Here is a 19,035-nt window from a genome sequence, read left to right on the forward strand (position 1 = left end):
CATGTCCGAGCAGCCGACGCGAAGCAACCATCCGACGATGGCCGAGCTTCGTGCCGTTTCGCAGCCGGAGACGGTCCTCGGTCGACGGAACTCCGAGCACTGGGCCGGAGCGCTGTATCTGCGCAAGGGATCGATCTACATCACCCGTGTGCTGTTGCCGACCGGGATCAGCGCGAACGCCGTCACCTGGTGGATCGCCATCCTCGGGCTGCTCGCCGCCGCCGTGTTGATCCTGCCGGGCTGGTGGCCGTTCCTGGTCTGCGCGATCGTGATCCAGCTCAGCATCATGATCGACTGCACCGACGGGGAGATCGCCCGCTGGCGAGGTCAGTCGTCGGCGGCCGGGGTCTACATCGATCGGATCTGTCACTACCTGACCGAGACCGCGCTGCCGATCGGCTTCGGCATCCATCTCGACGGCGGCCTCGGCCACCTCGGCGGCTGGACGATCATCGGGATGGCGACCGGGATCCTGGTCCTGCTGAAGAAGGCCTTCGGTGATCTCGTCCATGTCGCCCGTACCTATCAGGGCTGGCCGAAGCTGAGTGAGGACGCCGAACTCGCCGCTCCCCGTTCGTCGGGGCTGCGTTCGCTGCGCGGCCTGCTGCGCTTCTTCCCGTTCTTCCGTGCCTTCGGCGCCATCGAGTATTCGCTGATCCTGCTGGTGTTCGCGACAGTCGACGTGATCCTGCGGCTGGCCGGGATCGAGGCGCCGATCGGCGGCGCAGGCGCCGGAGCAGCCCTGGGCTCGGAGTTCATCCTCCGGATCTGGGCGATCGCCGCTCTTCCGCTCGCAGCACTGACCGCCGGTGGCTACCTGCTGTCGATCCTGGTCTCCAGCCGCCTCCGCCCACCCGCCGAGACCGCCTGACCGATCCCGCTGCCCTGAGCCGGGCCCATCGCAGGAACGTGCTCCGGAACCCTCGGCGCCGGCAACGCCGCGCCCCCGAACGCCGCGGCCCCGCACCCGCGCATCGAAGGACCGCGAACGTCGGACACTCGTCCACTTTTCGCGGGTGGTGCTGTGGCCGGGGCTGTGAAGTTTGGACACTCGGCCACTTTTCGGGGTGGGGAGGTCGCGAGGGTCGTGATCTCCGGACGGTCGGTCGGTCCTCGGTCGGAGAGGTGGATGGGTAGCTCCGCGGGGGCGCAGTACTGGCGTACGGCGGTCGGGGCGAGGTCGCTCGGACCAGGGGGAACGTTACCGACTCATTTCATCTGCCGTGTTCTCTTGCCATCACCGGCGCTGATGCTTTACGTTCGCTTAATCCATTAACCAAGCGCAAATCAACACTGCGCGCGCACCACCAGGGGGAGGCATGGCAGCCACCACGTCGGTCCGAGCCGTCGACGATGCGGCGGACAGTGCCGCCGGGCGCGGAGCGTCGCGACGCAGATCGGCATCCGGCCGATCGCCGCAGCGGCGTACGACGTTCCGGGCCCGATTGCGCTGCGACTGGCAGATGCTGCTGATGATGGTCCCGGGGTTGGCGTTCCTGCTGCTGTTCTTCTACATCCCGATCTTCGGCAACGTGATCGCCTTTCAGGACTATCAGCCGTATCTGGGCATCTCGACCAGTGAGTGGGTCGGGCTGCAGAACTTCATCGACCTGTACGACAACCCCGACTTCTGGTCGGCGCTGAAGAACACCCTGGTGCTCGCGGTGTTCCAACTGGTGCTGTTCTTCCCGGTGCCGTTGTTCCTGGCGATCTTGGTCGACTCCTTGATCAGCACCAAGATCCGGCGGATCTTCCAGAGCATCGTCTACCTGCCGCACTTCCTGTCCTGGGTGCTGGTGATCGCGCTGTTCCAGCAGTCGCTGGGCGGTGCCGGTGCGCTGAACAACCTGCTCCGCGACTTCGGAGCCAGCCCGATCCCGTTCATGACCGATCCCTCCACCTTCCCGCTGATGGCGACCCTGCAGGTGGTCTGGAAGGAGTCGGGCTGGGCGATGATCATCTTCCTGGCCGCGCTGGCCAATGTCGACGTCGCCCTGTACGAGGCTGCGGCCGCCGACGGCGCCGGTCGCTGGCGACGGATGTGGCACATCACGCTGCCCTCCATCCGGACCACCATCGTGCTGCTGTTGATCTTGCGGATCGGCGACATCCTCAGCGTCGGCTTCGAACAGTTCATCCTGCAGCGCGACGCGGTCGGAGCCGACGCGGCGGAGGTGCTGGACACCTTCACCTACTACGCCGGCGTGATCGGCGGCGACTGGTCGGCCGGTGCCGCAGCCGGACTGGCCAAGGGTGTGGTCGGAGCGGTGTTGATCTTCGCGGCGAACAAGATCGCCCATCGGCTCGGTGAACAAGGAATCTTCATGTCCAGGAAGGCGGACCGATGAGCGCCCGTACAGCTGTCGACACCGGCCGGCCTGCCTGGAAGGAGCCACCGGCTTTCGGCTATCAGGTGATCAAGGCGGTGGTGATCGGGGCGATCAGCCTGGCAATCGTGATCCCGCTGCTGATCGTCGTCTCCACCTCGCTGGCCAGTGATGATCAGATCATCAAGGCGGGCGGCTACGTACTCTTCCCGACCCATCCGACCCTGAAGTCGTATCAGACCCTGTTCAGCGGCGGGGTGATGTTCCGTGCCGTCGGGGTGAGCATCTTCGTGACCGTGATCGGCACCCTGATCGCACTGTTCGTCACGATCACGATGGCCTATGCCACCAGCCGGCCGGTGCTGTTCGGCCGACCGGCGCTGTTCCTGGTGCTGTTTACTCTGCTGTTCGCGCCGGGGCTGATCCCGATGTATCTGATGGTCCGTGAGCTCGGGCTGCTGAACTCGTTGTGGTCGTTGATCCTGCCGACGGCGCTGAGCGCTTTCAACTTCGTGGTGATGCGGTCCTTCTTCACCAGCATCCCGGAGGAGCTGATCGAGAGCGCCCGGATCGACGGCGCGAGCGACTTCGTGATCTTGCGTCGGGTCGTGCTGCCGTTGTCCAAGGCGGTGGTCGCCGTGGTCGGCCTGTTCTACGCCGTCGGCTTCTGGAACGCCTTCTTCAACGCGCTGCTCTACATCAACGACACCGCCAAGTGGCCGATCCAGTTGATCTTGCGGAGCTACGTGCTGCAGGGCCAGTCGCTGACCGCCGATCAGCTCGGCGTCGATCGGCTACCACCGCCGCAGTCGATCCAGATGGCGGTCGTGGTGATCGCCCTGGTCCCGATCGCGCTGGTCTATCCCTTCCTGCAAAGGCATTTCACCAAGGGCGTCATCACCGGCGCCGTCAAGGGCTGAGTCAACTTCCCAGCCCATCACTCGTTCCCTCCATCACCCGGTTCATTCCATCCGAAGGACGTACTCGTCATGTCTGCAACGCAAATCTCTCGGCGTCACCTGCTGGCTCTGTCCGGATCTCTCGGCGCCCTCGCCGTCGGCGGCACCCTGACCGGCTGCGGCTCGGGCGGCTCGCAGGACGGTGGTGCGGCCAAGTCCGCGGCCGTCAAACTTCCTACCTACAAGGAGTTCACCGGCATCAAGCCGGACCTGCCCGGCGACACGGACGGCCTGCAGCCGGGTTTCCTGGCGATGCCGTCCGACGCGGTCGCCTCCACCGAGAAAGCGCCGCTGTCCAGCGACGTCACCGCACTCAGCGAGACCTTCACCACGCCACCGCCGGGAATGGGATCGAACCCGTTCTGGCAGCGGCTGAACGGCGAACTGGGCGGCAAGCTGCAGATCACCATCGGCACCGATCCGGGCTATCCGGAGAAGTTCGCGACGATCCTGGCCAGTGATGATCTTCCGGACATGATGTGGCTGCCGCCGAACCAGGGCATTCCCAATGTCGGTCCGATGTTGGAGGCGAAGTTCGCCGACCTGACCTCGCACCTGTCCGGTGATGCGGTGCTGGAGTATCCCAACCTGGCTGCCCTGAAGCCCGACTCCTGGCGGACCGCGGTGGTGAACGGCAAGATCTGGGGCGCACCGATCCCCAGTACACCGTTCGGGCAGGTGATGATCGGGCATCCGAAGCTGTGGGACAAGGTCGGTGGGTTCAGCTTCGACAGTGCCGACGACTTCCTGGCCAAGGCCAAGGAACTGACCGATCCCAAGAACAAGGTGTACGCGCTCGAACCCGCCTACATCAACATGATGCACATGTTCGGCGAGTGGTTCGGCGCACCGACCGGGTGGCGGGTCAACAAGGACCGGACGTTGACCAACATCTACGAGACCGACGAATACTTCGCCGCCCTCGAATTCGGTGCCAAGGTGTTCGCCGCCGGCTGCTTCTACCCCGACGCCAACCTGCCGGATGCCCGGCCGAAGGTGGCTCAGGGCAGTATCGCTGCCTACGTGTCGGTCGGCCCGACCGGCATCAACGAACTGCGCCAGTTCGACAAGACACTGCAGGGTGTCGGGTTGGTGCCCTTCGGCTGGGACGGCAAGAGCGAGCCGAACTACGATATGGGCTATGGAACCGTCGGGTTCACGCCGTTCAAGAAGGCGGACGAGGCCCGGATCAAAGAGTTGTTGTCCTTGATCAACTGGCTGTCCGCACCGTTCGGGACGAAGGAGTATCTGCAGAAGAACTACGGCACGGAGGGCAAGGACTTCACCTTCGACTCCCACGGCAACGCCAATCTCACCAAGACCGGTACGACGAACGCCCCGGGCCTGGTGAGTGCGCTGCAGATCATGAGCTCCTCGGAGTCGGTGATCTATTCGACCCAGTACGCCGATGACACCAAGAAGATCTACGCGCTGGAGAAGGAGTTGCTGAAGCATGCCCATCGCAACCCGACGGCCGGCACCTACTCCGACACCAACTCCAAGAAGGGTGCCAAGCTCAGCCAGCAGATCACCGATGCCGTCACCGATGTGGTGACCGGCCGCAAGAAGCCGGACACCTTCAAAGAGGCGGTCAAGCGGTGGCGCAACGGGGGCGGCGACAAGATCAGGGAGGAGTATCAGAAGGTGCTCGCTAAGGACGTCACTGCCGATGGCTCCTGACCAGCCGAAGGATCCGGTCGTCGCGCCGTCCGATTCCGTGGCTCCCGGCGTCGCCTCACCACAGACTCCGCCGGTCGTCGTCGGCCGTCCGACATTGCGGATGGTCGCCGACCTCGCCGGTGTCTCGACCGCGACGGTCTCCTACGTGCTGTCCGGCCGAGCGCGGGGTAGTGCCCGGGTGTCGGAGGCGACCGTCGGACGGGTGCGCGAGGCCGCGCAGCAACTGCAGTACCGACCCAACCAGGCCGCGCGGACGATGCGGACCGGCCGCACCAACGTCGTACTTCTGTCGCTGACGATGCTGTCCGACCCGTGGTCGCAGGCAATGGCCGACGCGGTCAGCGCGGCGGTCACGCCGGCCGGCCTGACCGCACTGATCCTGGCCGACGGCGACTGGCAGGCCACCCTCGATCGGCAGAAGGCCGACGCCGTGTTCGTCGACGGGATCGAGCCCGGCGACGTGACCGAGATCCGCCGGCTCGTCGAACGTGGTGACCGGATCGTCGTCTTCGACGACACCCTGGAACCGGACGGATTCGATGTCGTCCGGTCGCCGGCGATCGGAGGTTGTCGACTGGCGGTCCGGCACCTCTTGGAACACCATCAGCGGATCGGCTGCCTGGCGGTGGAATCGAACCGGCCGCGGAGTCCCCGGTTGCAGGTCTACTACGACGAACTGGCCGCGGCAGGCGTAGCCGTCGGCGAGCACGACGTCGAGACCTTCGAACGCGACGCGGCCAGCGCGTACGAAGCGGCGACCAGGATGCTCGAGCGGGACGACCGGCCGACCGCCATCTACGCGGTCAGCGACTTCGCCGCGATCAGTGCGATCCGTGCCGCCCACCGGCTCGGGATCAGGGTGCCCGACGACGTCGCCGTGATCGGCGTCGGGAACACCCTCGAAGGAGAACGCACCCGGCCGACGTTGTCCACCGTCGGTCCGACGGACTTCTACTCGCGGGTCGCCCGGATCATCGCCGATCGTGCGACGGGCACCGATACCGGGCCCGGGCGGCTGTACGAGTTCGACTGGTCGCTGTTCGTCCGCGAGTCGACCGCCGTCTGACCGCTCTGTCCGATGGCCGGACTCAGATGATCGGGGGCTGACCGAGCCGGGCCAGCTTGGCGACGGTCCGCCAATGCATCGGGTCGCGATCACCCGGCGAGGTGCGCCACCCCTCCTGCCACCCCGACACCCAGGACTTCACCGACTCCCAGTCCCGCGCATTGCGGGCCAGCGAGATCGCGGTCCAGATCCCTACGTACACAGGGATCAGCGGCACCGGCAGATTGCGCCGCGCCACCCAGACCCGGTTTCTGGCGTTGAGCCGGAGGTAGTAGGCGTGCCGTCCCGGCGGCAGGGCCGGATGGTGCACCGTCAGCGAAGCCTCGTACCAGGCGTCCCAGCCGCGATCGCGCATCCGCCAGCAGACGTCGACGCCCTCATGACCGTGGAAGAAGTTGCCCGGGAAACCACCGACCGATTCCCAGGCCGTACGGCGGTAGAGCGTGACGCCCTCGGGGCAGGTGAAGGCCGGGCCCGATTCGTTCGGGTCACCGACGTGGGCACGGGGCACCCACCGCCGCAACGTGGTGCCGTTGGCGTCGGACAGCCGGGGTGCCAGCAGACCCAGCTTGGGCCAGCGTTCGAAGATCACCATCGCCTTGCCGAGGAAGTCGGCGTCGGGCAGCCAGGCATCGTCGTCGAGGAACATGAACACCTCGCTGCGGACCCGGGAGGCGGCGTAGTTACGGCCGCCCGGGGACCCGAGATTCTCCTCCACGCCCTCGACCCGGACACCCTCCGGGAGCCCCTCCGGCTGCCAGCCCATGCCGACGCAGAAGACCTCGAAGGAGTCGTACTTCTGGGCCAGGGCGCTGCGCAGACAGCGATCGAGCTCTTCCGGGCGGTCGCCCATGGACAGCACGACGATGCTGACCCGGGGCGCTGTATTCATGCTGTTCACCATAAGGGCACCAGGGCGTCGGGTACGGGTCACTTGGCGGTTAGCGACCAAAGACTCAGAGAATTGTCAGAGCAATCTTGATTCCTGGACTCCGGACCCGACGGCGACCTTCAGAGCACGGAGCCGAGGACGACACCGACGGCGAGTAGCGCGGCCGACAACAGGTCGGCGAAACCGGCGGCCTTCAGCGGCCCGATCAGGTCGCGTCCGGTCGCGCCGCGGAGCACCACCAGCACCTGTGGCACGAGATAGCCGATCCCGAGCAGGGCGAGCAGCGCCCACCAGGTGCTCAGCGCGGCGGCGATCAGATATCCGACGGCCGCGGCGGCGACCAGGGCAGCGAAGAACACCCGGGTCGGGCGATCGCCCATCCTGGTGGCCAGGGTCCGCTTGCCCGAGGCGGTGTCACCGCCGATGTCGCGCAGGTTGTTGGAGACCAGGACCGCGACCGCCAACAGCCCGATCGCGACTGCGACCGGGATGCTGGCCGCGTCGATCCGGCGGAGCTGAACCACCGTCGTCCCGAGCACCGCGACCAGTCCGAAGAAGACGAAGACGAACACCTCGCCGAGGCCCCGATAGCCGTACGGGCGTTTGCCGCCGGTGTAGTACCAGGCCGCCAGGATCGCCGCGGCGCCGACCGGCAGCAGCCACCACTGCCGCGACATCACCACCAGCACCAGACCGAGCACGCCGGCGAAACCGAAACAGCCGAACGCGGCTCGTTTGACCAGCACCGGCCGGGCCACCCCGGAGCCGACCAGCCGCATCGGACCGACCCGGTGGGTGTCGGTGCCGCGGATGCCGTCGGAGTAGTCGTTGGCGAAGTTGACCCCGATCTGCAGGGCGATGCTGACCAGCAGTGCGAGCACCGCCGGCAGTGCTGCGAAACCGCCGGCGGCGTACGCGGTGGCCGAGCCGGCGATCACCGGCGCCACCGAGATCGGCAGCGTACGGGGCCGGGCGCCGGACAGCCATTGGGCGAAGCTCGGCATCCCCGGTGCCCCGGGTGCGGTGGTGTCCGGACTCATCGGACGGTCGCCTCCGATCGGGTGGCACTCCCGATCGCGTCGGCGAGCAACCGCTGCCGATCGATCTTGCCGCTGGAGGTGCGCGGCAGCCGCGCCATCATGATCAACTCCCTGGGCCGTTCGTGCCGGGCCACGCGCCCGGTGAGGAAATCCTGCAACGCCGCGAGGTCGGCCGGTGCACCGGGTTGTGGCCGACCGACCTGTTCGGCGCAGCAGACCAGCCGGCTGCCCCACTCCTCGTCGGGTACGCCGATCATCGCGAGCTCGCCGCCGACCAGCGCCGGCCAGTCCCGCGCGGCGCGTTCGACCGCCGCCAGGTCGATCTTCAGCCCGCCGCTGATGATCACGTCGTCGAAGCGGCCCAGCACCTCCAGTCGATCACCGACGATGCGGCCGCGGTCGTTGGTCCGGACGGCCACTCCCGAACCGGTCGAAGGACTGGTCAGGGTCGTGCCCGTCAGCTCGGGCTGCAGCCGGTAGCCGGAGAACACGGTCGGGCCGCCGAGCAGCACCCGGCCGACACCATCGGCATCGGGATCGGCCAGGCTGATCGTGACCCCCTGCAGCGGCACGCCGTCGTAGACGCAGCCGCCGCAGGTCTCACTCATCCCGTAGGTCGTGACCACGTCGATGTCGGCCTCGGCGGCCCGTCGCAGCAGATCCGGGCGGGCCGCGGCGCCGCCCAGCAGGACGGCGTCGACCCGGCTCAGCGCCGCCGACAGATCCGGATCGTCCAACGCGCGGGCGAGTTGGGTCGGCACCAGCGACAGGTAGCTGCGGCCGATGTCGTCGGCGGCCAGCACGCGAGCCAGGCCGGACAGGTCCGAGCCGACGTCGCTGACACCGACGTCGGCGGCCACGGCCCGGGTGACCACCATCAGACCCGCGACATAGTGCGTCGGCAACGCAAGCAGCCAGTGCCCGGCGCCACCGAGTCGTGCATGGGTGGCGGCAGCCGAGGCACTGATCGCGCTCCGGGACAGCACCACGCCCTTGGGGGTCCCGGTCGAACCGGAGGTGGAAACGATCACCGCGGCGTCGGGCTCGGTGACCGGTCGGTCCGGACGCAGCATGGTCCGCACCCGGGACGCCTCGGCCGGGTCGGCAGGCAGTGGTGCGATCGGCTGTCCGCCAGCCATTGCCGCGGCAACGGCCTCGGTCACCACGGCCAGGTCGCTGCCGGGTGGCAGGAGTCGCAGGGCTTCGGGATGCACCCCGACAGTCTGCCGCGCCGACCCTCGAACCCGGAATCGAGCCGGCCCCTACACTGACCTGCGTGTCCGCAGTCGCCCGTATCGCCAGCTACGCGATCGGCATGCGGAATCGCTTCCGCGGGATCACCGAGCGACGCGGGATGGTCTGGCGGGGCCCTGCAGGCTGGGCCGAGTGGAGCCCGTTCGAGGACTACGCCGGCGACGAGCTGGTGCCCTGGCTGAGAGCCGCCCGGGAGATGGCGACCGAGCCGTGGCCGACCCCGGTCCGGGACAGGATCCCGGTGAACTGCACCATTCCGGTGGTGGAGCCGCAGGTCGCCTACCGGATGGCGGCCGAGTCCGGCTGCGGGACGGCCAAGATCAAGGTCGCCGAGCCGGGTCAGTCGCCCGGAGATGATCTTGCCCGGGTGGCGGCCGTCCGGGCCGCGCTCGGAGACGGCGGCAGGATCCGAGTGGACGCCAACGGCGGCTGGGATGTCGACGAGGCCTATGCGGCCCTGCGAGATCTGAACGCCTTCGACCTGGAGTACGCCGAGCAGCCCTGTGCGACCACCGAGGAACTGGCCGCGCTGCGCGGACGGCTCCGAGCCGGCGGGACACCGATCCCGATCGCGGCCGACGAATCGATCCGACGGGCCACGGATCCCTACCGGGTGGCCGAGCTCGAGGCCGCAGACCTCGCCGTCCTCAAGGTGCAGCCGCTCGGTGGTGTCCGGGCCTGTCTGGAGATCGCCGCCGGGATCGGGATGCCGGTGGTGGTGTCCAGTGCGGTCGAGACCAGCATCGGGATCCGGGCCGGCGTCGCCCTGGCCGCAGCGCTGCCGGAGTTGCCGTACGCCTGCGGGCTGAACACCATCCGGCTGCTGAAAGATGATCTTGGCCGGCCATCGCTGGTGGCCGAGCAGGGCGTCCTGCCGGTCGACGACCTGGTGGTGGACGACGATGCGGTGCGTCGCTGTGCTGCCGCCGAGGATGATCATCGGCGCTGGTCGGCGCGACTGGGTGAAACGTTGGCGTCGGCCGGTCTCAGTGAAGATGATCTTGCTGTGCAGGGGGTTCGATGAGTTCGACGGCGTGTGCCCAGGTCGTGGTGGAGGAGTTGATCTCCTTCGGCGTCCGGGAGGCCGTGCTGGCGCCGGGTTCGCGGGACGCGCCGCTGGCCTATGAACTGTTCGAGGCCGACAAGATCGGCCTGCTCCGGTTGCATGTCCGGATCGACGAACGCAGCGCCGCCTTCACCGCGCTCGGAATGGCGAAGGCGTCCGGGCTGCCGGTGCCGGTGATCACCACCTCCGGGACCGCGGCCGGCAATCTGCATCCGGCGGTGATGGAGGCCTGGCATTCCCGGATCCCGTTGATCGCGATCACGGCCGACCGACCGCTGTCCATGATCGACACCGGAGCCAATCAGACCACCCGGCAGCGCGGCCTGTTCGCCGGACACGTGCGGTCCGAGGTGCAGGTGACCAGCAGCGAATCCAGCCCGCGGGCGTGGCGCTTCGCCATCCAACGCGCGCTGGTGGCAGCATCCGGCCGGCGCAGCATGATCGGCGGGCCGGCCCACATCAACATCGCCTTCGACGAACCGCTCGTCCCGGAGCCGATCGATCGACCCGAGGAGGACTTCCGACAGATCGATCCGGTTGCGGTGTCGGTCGCGCCGACCGTGCTGCCGTCTGCGCCGCAGACGGTGATCATCGCCGGTGACCTGCCACCGGAGGAGGGACACCGGATCGCCCACCTGGCCGAACGGGCCGCGATCCCGTTGCTTGCCGAGCCGTCCAGCAACGCCCGGCGTGGACCGGCGGCGATCGGCAGCTACCGGCTGCTGCTGCAGTCGAGCCTCACCGACGACATCGAACGGGTGGTCGTGGTCGGGCATCCGACGCTGTCCCGCCCGGTGTCGGCCCTGATGCGCCGGCCGGACCTGGAGCTGATCGTCGTCGACGGAAGTCCGGAGTGGGCCGACCCGGCGATGAACGCCGACCGGGTGTTGGGCGGCATCAGCTTCGACGACAGCGAGGACCGGGGCGGTGTGCAGGACGGCGACTGGCTGTCCCGGTGGCAACAGGCCGACCATGCACTGCGTCCGAAGATCGACGAACTGATCACCACGACAGCGGCCGACGGCGAGTCGATCACCGGCCCGACGCTGGCTGCGACCCTGTGGCGAGCTCTCGGCGAGGACGACCAGTTGTTCGTCGGATCGTCCAACCCGGTCCGTGATCTTGATCTCGCACCGATCGGACCGACGGTCCCGCAGACCTACGCCAACCGGGGGCTGGCCGGGATCGACGGAGCACTGTCGACCGCGGCCGGGATCGCGCTGGCCTCGGACCGGCCGACGCACGCGCTGGTCGGTGATCTGACCTTCCTGCATGACGCCGGTGGGTTGATCGTCCCGACCGCCGAACCCAGGCCAGGGCTACGGATCGTCGTCGCCAACGACGACGGGGGAAGCATCTTCGCCACGCTGGAACAGGGCCACCCGGCCCAGATGGGTGCGTTCGAACGGGTCTTCGGCGTCGGTCACGGGACCGACCTGTCGGGACTGGCCGCCGCGGTCGGTGCGGGCTACCTCAAGATCAACTCGGTCGACCAGCTGACGGCGGCCCTGCGGCAGCCGCCGAGCGGGATCGAGGTGCTCGACGTCATCGTGGACCGGCGCCATCGTCGTACTCTCGATCAGCAGCTCAACGGGCTCGCAGCCACGCTCTGACGACCGCGGTGGCGATCACGTCGTCCTCGTTGTACTGCAGCACCCTGGTCCGAGCCAGTTCTCGTTGCTCGGCGGACTCGGCGTGCACCGCGTCGATGAACCAGCGCGTCGAATTCAACCCTCCGGCGTCGTCATCGCGCCAGTTGAATCCGGCGGCGAGTGTTGCGACCGGCTTCAGGCCGATGCCGTCGACGCCGAAGAAGTTTTCCTTGATCACCGGGAACAGATCGCAGAACGAGGTCGCCGCGAACTCCAGCGCCCAGCCGAAGATCGGCTCGTCCGGGTGGGCCTCGGCGAGCCGCCGCAGGGCCGCCACCTCGAAGCCGCTGTAGTGGTAGACCCGGACGCTCTCCTCGCCCTCGGCCTGCTCCCGCAGCCAGCTCAGCGCACGGACGGCGAGCTGTCGCTCGGTGTCGGCGTCCGGGTCGGAGAAGTCGACGAACGGCTGGTACGCACCGTCGGTCGATCCGCCCTGATGCGTCCGGAATCCCCACAGATAAATGGATCCCTCGGCGGTGGTCTCGATGTCGAAGTCGATCTCGATCGCTGCGCCGGGCACGTCGATCGGACCGCTGGTGATCCGTTCGAAGTGGACGCCGTCGATGATCAGACTGGCCCGATGTGCGGCCCGTCGCAGTCGTTCCTCCGCGCCGGCCCGATGGGTCACCTCCGGCAGATACCACTCCAGGAGTTGATCAAGGTCGACGCCGGCCAGATCGCTGACGGTGGAGATCCCGCGGGATCGCAGGGTGGCGATCTCCCGGACGTCCAGCGCGCCCTTGCCGATCCGCAGGCTGACGTCGTCGTCGGGCAACTGGGACCGGCAGTGATCCCACCACTGGCAGCGGGAACACTCGTCGGTGACGATCGGCTGCACCAGTAACCGCGGGCTGGCGCCGTTGTGTCCCTGTTGGGCCGCGGCGGTGGCGACGTCCACCCGGAACGCGTGCTCGTGGTCGTAGCGGACCAGCGCACTGCGCGCGGTCCAACCCGACGGGCCGGTCCGGGAGAAGGTCCGCAGCAGCGGCTCGTCCAGATCCATCCAGGTGATCAGATCCTCCGCGCTCCAGTCGTCGGTGCCGACCAGACCCGCGTACGGCCGGCCGGGTGCGTCCCAGCCGAGGTCGATCAGCATCCGGTGGTAGTGCGCCAGCTGGATCAGATCCGCCTCCCGCGAACCGGTCCGGAATCCGTACCCGTCGATTTCGTCGGCATGCTCGGGTGCCGGTGCGGTGAACGGGCTGACCAGGACAGAGGTGTTCGGACGACGGACCGTGGTCGGCCGCTTCCGCTCGTGGATCTTGTGCATCTTGATCTCGAGCACGTGGTAGCCGGGCCGGCCGTCGGCGCGATCTGCTCCCCGGATCAGCACGTCGGGGCGACCGACCCGATGGTGATCAGGATCACGCGGCAGCAGACCGCCGATGATCAACTCCGCGCCCGAGGCTGCCGCTTCGGCGCAGGCACCGGACTGGATGTGGGCCGGCAACTCGTCGGCCAGGCGAAGGTCGATCACCTGACCACCGGCGGCACCGACCAACCGATTGATCACCGCGTCGCGGAACTGCTCGCCGCCCTCGAAGAGCTCGGTGAGCGCCTCGTCGGGCTCCCGGATCGGCGCCTGGATCGTCGGGTCGAACGCGTTGTGGGTCTTCACCGCACAGCTGCGGGCTGCGTACGCTCCCAGGACGATCATGGGAACCCAGCCTGCCATGGCCCACCCACACTGCCCGGTACCCGGTGACTGCTGACGCCGACGAGACCGGCGGGCGCGGCGTGAGAGACTGGGAGGCACTATGGCGAAACGCGGCGAAGTCGTTCTGAAGGTGTCGGGGCTCCGGCGTGCTTTCGGTCCGGTCACCATTCTGGACAAGTTCAATCTCGAGGTCCGTGCCGGCGAGGCGGTGGCGCTGACCGGCCGCAACGGTGCCGGTAAGTCGACCCTGCTGCGCTGCCTGGTCGGTGCCGACAAGCCGGATGACGGCTCGATCACCGTCTGCGGCACCGAGTTGTCCGAGACAGCTCCGGAGATTCGCCGCGACATGGCCACCGTGATCGACGACCTGGACTTCTTCCCCGACCTCAGCGTGGTCGAACATCTCGATCTGCTGGCCCGGGCCCACGGCCTCGGCGAGCCCGAGCCGGTGGTCGACGAGATCCTGCACGAGGTGCAACTGATTCCGCAGTCCGGTCAGCTGCCGGGGACGCTGTCGTCGGGTCAGCGGCGCCGGCTGGCATTGGCCACTGCGTTCGTCCGCCCGCGCAAGCTGCTGATCCTGGACGAGCCGGAGCAGCGGCTGGATACCGAGGGCATCAAGTGGCTGTCCGGGCGGCTCGCCGAGGAGCGGAACAACGGCCTGGCGATCGTGTTCGCCAGTCACGAGCCGACGCTGGTCAACTCGGTCGCGACCCGAATCCTGCATCTGGGTGCGGCCCGAGCCGAGGCCGGTGCGCCGACCGGGCAGAGCCTGGCCGAGCCGTCGCTGCAGGCCGGCGCCGCCGACCCGGCGCTGGTCGAACAGGTCGGGGCCGGCGCGCCGCAGCAGACCCAGACCCAGCAGCCGAAGAAGAAGCCGAAGCCGAGCCAGGGCCGCAAGAAGCAGCAGAACCGGCCGAAGTCACCCTCGGAGAACCGCAACCGATGAGCGCTGCCGACTTTCCCGTGACCCCGACGGGCGGCACCGAGAACGCCGGGCCGTCCCGTCGTGCGCCGCTGACCGCCGACCATCCGGCGACGGCCAAAGAGCTCAAGGACATGATCCGCGACTGGCGGACGGGACGAGCCACCCGTTCGCTGGGCGAGGCGATCTCCGACGGCTATATCGCAGTCTTCGGATTCCTGTTGGTCGGCGGCATGATCGCCAACGTCGTCGTCCAGGCCCAGAGCGTGGTGTCCCAGTGTGACCAGGACGCCTGCCTGTCGGCACGTGGTCTGTTGCCCTGGGCCGCGTTCGCCGTGTCGGTCGCCGCTGCCTTGGTGTTGAGCCGATTGTTCGGGCCGGTGCTCGCCTCGGCGGCGGAGGGCTTCTGGCTGCTGGACGCGCCGGTCCGGCGGGCCCGCTTGCTGGCGCCGCGACTGATCGGCATCACCGTCGCCGGTCTGGTCGCCGGTGCCGGGATCGGTGCGCTGGTTTCGGCCCTGACCGGTTCGCCGGCGCTGGAGATCGGTGTCTGGGCGGCAGCCACCGGGCTGGCGGCGGCGGCGGCGATCTCCTTCGCCGCAGCCGAACAAGGCGTCGAACGGCATCTGCTCACCCGGGCACTGAGCTATCTGTTCGGTCTGGTCGGGTTCGCCGCCCTGCTCGCGGTGATCGCGGTCGCGGCCGGCTGGATCGACCTGACCGTCGACACCACCCGTGGGACCGAGATCGGATTGGCCGTGGTCGCCGTCGTGGTGGTCGTGCTGGTCGTCTCGATCCTGCTTTCCCAGCTGCGGTTGAGCCGGATCAGGCGGTCCCGGTTGATGAGCGGCGGCGCGCTGGTCAGCGGTCTGTCGGGAGCCTTCTTCGCCCTCGATTTCGGTCTGATCCGCGACATCGTGGTGGACCGGCGGGCGATGGAGATCGGGCACGTCAAGTCCAAGCAGGGTCGCGGTGTCGGCCTGCAGCCGCTGATCTGGCGGGAGGCACAGCGGCTCGCGCGCAGCCCGCAGCCTCTGCTGTGGGTCGCGCTCAGCCTGGTGGTGCCGTATGCGGCCGAAGCGCTGGGGATGGGTGTGGTGATGCCGATCTTCTCCGCGCTGGTGCTGTTCGGTGCGCTGATCCCGATGCTGAACGGGCTGCGGGTGCTGACCCGGACCGGTGGTCTGGCCCGCTGCATGCCGTTCCCGACCAAAGCGATCAAGCGCGCGGTGGTCGCTGTTCCGGCCGTGATCACGGTGCTGTGGGTTGCTGCGGCGGTGCCGGCCTTTCTCGGCTTCGGTTCCGGCGGGATCCACCATCCGCCCTCGACCGCCGTGCTGATGGCGTTGGCCACCGGGGCAGCCGGGTTCCTCGGCGCCGTCCGCTGGACCACCGGTAAGCCCCCGAACTTCGGTGGTCCGGCGGTCGCCAGTCAGTTCGGTGCGATTCCGCCGGGCCTCTTCATCGGCCTGATCCGCGGCTTCGACATGTGCCTGCTGATCACCGCCCCGCTGCTGCTCGGGCTGTCCCCGATGATCGCGCTCGGTATCGCCGCCGTCGTCGCGCTGGTGCTGCTCACCCTCGACTGGGACGCCATGAAGGCCCAGGCCGAGGCCCAGCAGAAGCTCGCCAACGAGGAACGCCAGAAGCGCGCCGCCGGTCGCTGACCGTTCAGCCCGACGGTGCCAGGGCCTGCCCGAGTACCGGGCGGGGAACCCCACCGCCGGTTCGCGTGCAGCATCCGTTCCTTTGGAAAGTCAGCGATCGTCGCCCGATCCACTGAGGGCTGCGCGCCGCTGTCGGTCGGCGAGCTTGTCGATGTTTCGCTGGGCGACATCATCGAGCGAGTAGCCCAGGAAGTTCGCCAGCACCGCCAGATACCACATCACGTCACCGAGCTCGGCCACCATGCTCTCGCGGTCAGTCTGTTCCAGCACGCTGTCCTTGTCGCGGACCAGCTTCTTCACCTTCTCGGCGACCTCGCCTGCCTCGCCCACCAGGCCGAGGACCAGGTGCATGAATTCATCCGGCGCATCCTTGTCCCGGGCGGTTCGTAGCGCGGCCTGTTGGTAATCGTGTAGCTCCACGGCTCCGACCGTAGCGGCGAGCAATCCCGCGGCCGGGACGCCCCGGCCGAACGATCTGTCGATACGTGGCCGGTTTCGACAGCAGGACTGTCGGACCTGCCCGGCATCCTCTCGTCCCAGTGGCGAAGGGGGAGAGATGACAGACACCGATGCGGTGGTCCTGGAGTTGGAATCGGTCCTGCGGGCGCGCTCTGCGATGTTGGTCGCAGCCCGACCGGGCGAGTGCGTGTTCTGCTACGTGGCGCGGATGGTCAACGAGTTCGGTTGCGACACGACTCTGCGGTGGGCGACCGGTTATCGTGATCGGTGGGCGCCCCGCGCCACCGGCCTGGCCAATCGGCTGGGCAGCGTCGGTGGATACTGCGACTGCGAGATCTTCTTGAACGGTTACACCCTGGTCGATGCCGTCCTCGTTCCTCGACCGCTCTTCCCTGGCCTGACCGCGCAACAGCTCGCGCTCTATGGCTACGACGATCCGGCCGAGGCGACCGAGCTGGCGGCTCCCGACATCCCACCGCCCTGTGGCACCGTTCGACGTGGGTCGACCCAACCCTGCTCCAACTGGCGCCACTACCGTCGCGGCGAGTGAAGCTACCGATAGTTTTGTAGCGCCGGATGGGGATGCATCGGTTCAATCCGCCGGTTCGCGTCATCTGGCGCCACAAATTTGTCGGAGAGTGGTCGACGCCTCTGACCGAGTGTAGGAGCCGGCTGGCCGGCCGATGTTGATCATCGGAGCATCGGCGGTTTTCTGCCAGCAGCGAAAGCCTGCGGTCGACCGACGATCCCGGCGTTAGCGTTGAGGTCGAGACGGCCCGGCGGCGGGCCGATCGACAAACAGCCCTGGTGAGCGGAGACCCCGATGACCGAACCGGCCCCGATGTCCGAACCGACTCGTGACGATGCCGAGACGCGGCCGGCGGCCGATCGGGCGACCGGCGATGTCGTTCCGCTGCGCCGTCCGGCACGCCGCGATGATCGTCAACAGCGCGAACCCGAGCCGTTGCTGCGGGACGTGCTGGGCCGAGTGATCCGGAGGGCCCGCCAGCAGCAGCGGCGGACGTTGGCCGACGTCGCGGAGGTCGCCGGCGTGTCGATCCCGTATCTGTCGGAGATCGAACGCGGCCGCAAGGAGCCGTCCTCGGAGATGCTCGGTGCGGTCTGCCGGGCGCTCGATCTTGATCTTGTCGATCTGCTGTCCAACAGCTACATCGAGCTGATCGGACAGCGGGTCGAGGCGCCGCGGCCGCGGGTGCTGCGTGGCCGTTCGATCGGCCGCTCGACCGGGCACGGCCCCTCGGACGTGTTGGCCCTGGCTGCCTGAACACCGAACGGGATCGGGACTGGCACCCGCCGCCGGGTGGCGCTACGGTCACCTGCATGCCACGACCTCGGTCAGCGACGTCGCCGGGCCGGCCGACGATGGCGACCATTGCCCGTGAGGCCGGCGTCTCGGTGCCGACGGTGTCCAAGGTGCTGAACGGATGGAGTGAGGTCGCGCCGCAGACCAGGCTCCGGGTCGAGCAACTGCTCGACGAACGTGGCTACGTACGGCGTCGGGGAGATCGTTCCGGTGCGTCGCACAGCCTGGTCGAGGTGGTCATCGATTCCCTCGACAACTCCTGGGCGGCGGCCCTGCTGGCCGGCGTCGAGGCCGCCTGTCACGACCGCAATCTCGGCGTGGCGGTGACGGTCGCCCGGGACAGCGGCCGGCCCGGCGGCGACTGGGTGGACAAGATCATCGCCCGCGGTTCACGCGGCGTGATCGGCGCCCTGGTCCAGCTCGGCGCCGTCCAGCGGCGCAAACTGGAACGGGCCGCGATCCCTTGTGTGATGGTCGATCCGGTCGCCACCCCCGAAGACACCGTCTACTCCGTCGGAGCCACCAACTGGGCCGGCGGCCGTACCGCGGCCGAGCATCTGATCGAGCTCGGCCATCGCCGGATCGGTGTGCTCGCCGGTCCGGAGGACCTGCTCTGCAACCGAGCCCGGGTCGCCGGCTATCGCGCCGCGATGGACCGCGCCGACTTGGAGGTCCCCGACGGCTACGTCCGCTACGGCGCCGACTTCAGCACCTACACCGGCCGCGATCTGACTGCGGAGTTCCTGGACCTGGATCAGCCGCCGACGGCGTTGTTCATCGGCGCCGACACCCTTGCTCTGGGCGCCTACCGGACCATCGGTGAACGCCGGCTGACGATACCCGCCGACCTCAGCATCGTCGGCTTCGACGACCGGCCGGAATCGCATTGGGTCTCGCCCCGGCTCACCACCGTGCGGCAGCCGGTGGAGGAGATGGCGGTGGCCGCGCTGGACCTGCTCGCGCAGTTGATCCGAGGTCGCCAGCCGCGATCGCGGCGGGTCGAACTGGCGACCATCCTGCTGGAACGGGAGAGCACCGGCGTCCCGCGTCCGGACCGGAACCGGTAG

Annotated in this window: 16 protein-coding genes and 1 pseudogene; 12 read left to right on the forward strand and 5 right to left on the reverse strand. The window is 68.2% G+C overall.

The annotated features are described in order from the left end of the window. Window position 1 precedes the first annotated feature (1 nt). The 5 genes from BLU38_RS17030 to BLU38_RS17050 all read left to right on the forward strand — a co-directional run bounded on the left by BLU38_RS17030 (window position 2) and on the right by BLU38_RS17050 (window position 6,032). Window positions 2–871, forward strand: coding sequence for a CDP-alcohol phosphatidyltransferase family protein (locus BLU38_RS17030; protein WP_157683524.1), 870 nt, complete (start codon window positions 2–4; stop codon window positions 869–871). Window positions 872–1,319: 448 nt separating this feature from the next. Further along, window positions 1,320–2,348: an ABC transporter permease gene (locus BLU38_RS17035; protein WP_091526719.1), complete on the forward strand. Its 1,029-nt coding sequence runs from the start codon at window positions 1,320–1,322 to the stop codon at window positions 2,346–2,348. After that, complete coding sequence (locus BLU38_RS17040) at window positions 2,345–3,247, forward strand: carbohydrate ABC transporter permease (protein ID WP_091526720.1); 903 nt, start codon at window positions 2,345–2,347, stop codon at window positions 3,245–3,247. The genes BLU38_RS17035 and BLU38_RS17040 overlap by 4 nt, the downstream gene beginning before the upstream one ends. 69 nt (window positions 3,248–3,316) lie before the next feature. Next, complete coding sequence (locus tag BLU38_RS17045) at window positions 3,317–4,966, forward strand: type 2 periplasmic-binding domain-containing protein (protein WP_091526721.1); 1,650 nt, start codon at window positions 3,317–3,319, stop codon at window positions 4,964–4,966. Further along, window positions 4,956–6,032 carry a LacI family DNA-binding transcriptional regulator gene (locus tag BLU38_RS17050; RefSeq protein WP_091526722.1) on the forward strand — a complete coding sequence of 359 codons (1,077 nt, stop codon included), beginning with the start codon at window positions 4,956–4,958 and terminating at the stop codon, window positions 6,030–6,032. Before BLU38_RS17045 ends, BLU38_RS17050 begins: the two co-directional genes overlap by 11 nt. Window positions 6,033–6,054: 22 nt before the next feature. On the opposite strand, the gene BLU38_RS17055 is transcribed toward BLU38_RS17050, so the two are convergent. The 3 genes from BLU38_RS17055 to BLU38_RS17065 all read right to left on the reverse strand — a co-directional run bounded on the left by BLU38_RS17055 (window position 6,055) and on the right by BLU38_RS17065 (window position 9,178). Next, window positions 6,055–6,924 carry a glycosyltransferase family 2 protein gene (locus BLU38_RS17055; protein ID WP_091532611.1) on the reverse strand — a complete coding sequence of 290 codons (870 nt, stop codon included), beginning with the start codon at window positions 6,922–6,924 and terminating at the stop codon, window positions 6,055–6,057. A 119-nt stretch (window positions 6,925–7,043) separates the two neighbouring features. After that, entirely contained in the window at window positions 7,044–7,928 is an 885-nt protein-coding gene (locus BLU38_RS17060; RefSeq protein WP_091532613.1) for a 1,4-dihydroxy-2-naphthoate polyprenyltransferase, read from the reverse strand. 32 nt (window positions 7,929–7,960) lie between these two features. Next, window positions 7,961–9,178, reverse strand: a complete 1,218-nt coding sequence (locus BLU38_RS17065) for an AMP-binding protein (RefSeq protein WP_231919889.1) — start codon at window positions 9,176–9,178, stop codon at window positions 7,961–7,963. Window positions 9,179–9,240: 62 nt separating this feature from the next. On the opposite strand from BLU38_RS17065, the gene BLU38_RS17070 reads away from it, so the two are divergent. After that, the gene (locus tag BLU38_RS17070; RefSeq protein ID WP_269458120.1) at window positions 9,241–10,242 is read left to right on the forward strand and encodes an o-succinylbenzoate synthase; all 1,002 of its coding nucleotides are present in this window, start codon (window positions 9,241–9,243) and stop codon (window positions 10,240–10,242) included. After that, complete coding sequence (gene menD / locus BLU38_RS17075; RefSeq protein ID WP_091526723.1) at window positions 10,239–11,897, forward strand: 2-succinyl-5-enolpyruvyl-6-hydroxy-3-cyclohexene-1-carboxylic-acid synthase; 1,659 nt, start codon at window positions 10,239–10,241, stop codon at window positions 11,895–11,897. Before BLU38_RS17070 ends, menD begins: the two co-directional genes overlap by 4 nt. Here menD and BLU38_RS17080 read toward each other — a convergent pair. Next, on the reverse strand, window positions 11,872–13,593 hold the full coding sequence (locus tag BLU38_RS17080) for a TM0106 family RecB-like putative nuclease (RefSeq protein ID WP_157683525.1): 1,722 nt from the start codon (window positions 13,591–13,593) through the stop codon (window positions 11,872–11,874). The genes menD and BLU38_RS17080 overlap by 26 nt on opposite strands. Window positions 13,594–13,693: 100 nt before the next feature. Between BLU38_RS17080 and BLU38_RS17085 the strand changes: the two are divergent. Then, window positions 13,694–14,335 (forward strand): annotated as a pseudogene (locus tag BLU38_RS17085) (ABC transporter ATP-binding protein); the annotation flags it as partial. A 203-nt stretch (window positions 14,336–14,538) separates the two neighbouring features. Continuing rightward, window positions 14,539–16,185, forward strand: a complete 1,647-nt coding sequence (locus BLU38_RS17095; protein WP_157683526.1) for a DUF6297 family protein — start codon at window positions 14,539–14,541, stop codon at window positions 16,183–16,185. A gap of 90 nt (window positions 16,186–16,275) precedes the next feature. On the opposite strand, the gene BLU38_RS17100 is transcribed toward BLU38_RS17095, so the two are convergent. Beyond that, entirely contained in the window at window positions 16,276–16,605 is a 330-nt protein-coding gene (locus tag BLU38_RS17100; RefSeq protein WP_091532620.1) for a nucleoside triphosphate pyrophosphohydrolase family protein, read from the reverse strand. A gap of 136 nt (window positions 16,606–16,741) precedes the next feature. Between BLU38_RS17100 and BLU38_RS17105 the strand changes: the two genes are divergently transcribed. The 3 genes from BLU38_RS17105 (at window position 16,742) to BLU38_RS17115 (ending at window position 19,035) form a co-directional block, all read left to right on the forward strand. Next, entirely contained in the window at window positions 16,742–17,194 is a 453-nt protein-coding gene (locus BLU38_RS17105) for a DUF2695 domain-containing protein (RefSeq protein WP_231919890.1), read from the forward strand. A 273-nt stretch (window positions 17,195–17,467) separates the two neighbouring features. After that, a complete protein-coding gene (locus BLU38_RS17110; RefSeq protein WP_231919891.1) occupies window positions 17,468–17,929 on the forward strand; it encodes a helix-turn-helix domain-containing protein in 462 nt (153 codons plus the stop codon). Window positions 17,930–17,985: 56 nt separating this feature from the next. Continuing rightward, window positions 17,986–19,035, forward strand: coding sequence for a LacI family DNA-binding transcriptional regulator (locus tag BLU38_RS17115; protein ID WP_091526727.1), 1,050 nt, complete (start codon window positions 17,986–17,988; stop codon window positions 19,033–19,035).

The organism is Microlunatus soli (assembly GCF_900105385.1).
Classification (GTDB): domain Bacteria; phylum Actinomycetota; class Actinomycetes; order Propionibacteriales; family Propionibacteriaceae; genus Microlunatus; species Microlunatus soli.

Coding starts and splice junctions, on each gene's coding strand:
- BLU38_RS17030 (WP_157683524.1), top strand. CDS start 2: ATGTCCGAGCAGCCGACGCGAAGCAACCATCCGACGATGGCCGAGCTT.
- BLU38_RS17035 (WP_091526719.1), top strand. CDS start 1,320: ATGGCAGCCACCACGTCGGTCCGAGCCGTCGACGATGCGGCGGACAGT.
- BLU38_RS17040 (WP_091526720.1), top strand. CDS start 2,345: ATGAGCGCCCGTACAGCTGTCGACACCGGCCGGCCTGCCTGGAAGGAG.
- BLU38_RS17045 (WP_091526721.1), top strand. CDS start 3,317: ATGTCTGCAACGCAAATCTCTCGGCGTCACCTGCTGGCTCTGTCCGGA.
- BLU38_RS17050 (WP_091526722.1), top strand. CDS start 4,956: ATGGCTCCTGACCAGCCGAAGGATCCGGTCGTCGCGCCGTCCGATTCC.
- BLU38_RS17055 (WP_091532611.1), bottom strand. CDS start 6,924: ATGAATACAGCGCCCCGGGTCAGCATCGTCGTGCTGTCCATGGGCGAC.
- BLU38_RS17060 (WP_091532613.1), bottom strand. CDS start 7,928: ATGCCGAGCTTCGCCCAATGGCTGTCCGGCGCCCGGCCCCGTACGCTG.
- menD (WP_091526723.1), top strand. CDS start 10,239: ATGAGTTCGACGGCGTGTGCCCAGGTCGTGGTGGAGGAGTTGATCTCC.
- BLU38_RS17080 (WP_157683525.1), bottom strand. CDS start 13,593: ATGATCGTCCTGGGAGCGTACGCAGCCCGCAGCTGTGCGGTGAAGACC.
- BLU38_RS17095 (WP_157683526.1), top strand. CDS start 14,539: ATGAGCGCTGCCGACTTTCCCGTGACCCCGACGGGCGGCACCGAGAAC.
- BLU38_RS17105 (WP_231919890.1), top strand. CDS start 16,742: ATGACAGACACCGATGCGGTGGTCCTGGAGTTGGAATCGGTCCTGCGG.
- BLU38_RS17110 (WP_231919891.1), top strand. CDS start 17,468: ATGACCGAACCGGCCCCGATGTCCGAACCGACTCGTGACGATGCCGAG.
- BLU38_RS17115 (WP_091526727.1), top strand. CDS start 17,986: ATGCCACGACCTCGGTCAGCGACGTCGCCGGGCCGGCCGACGATGGCG.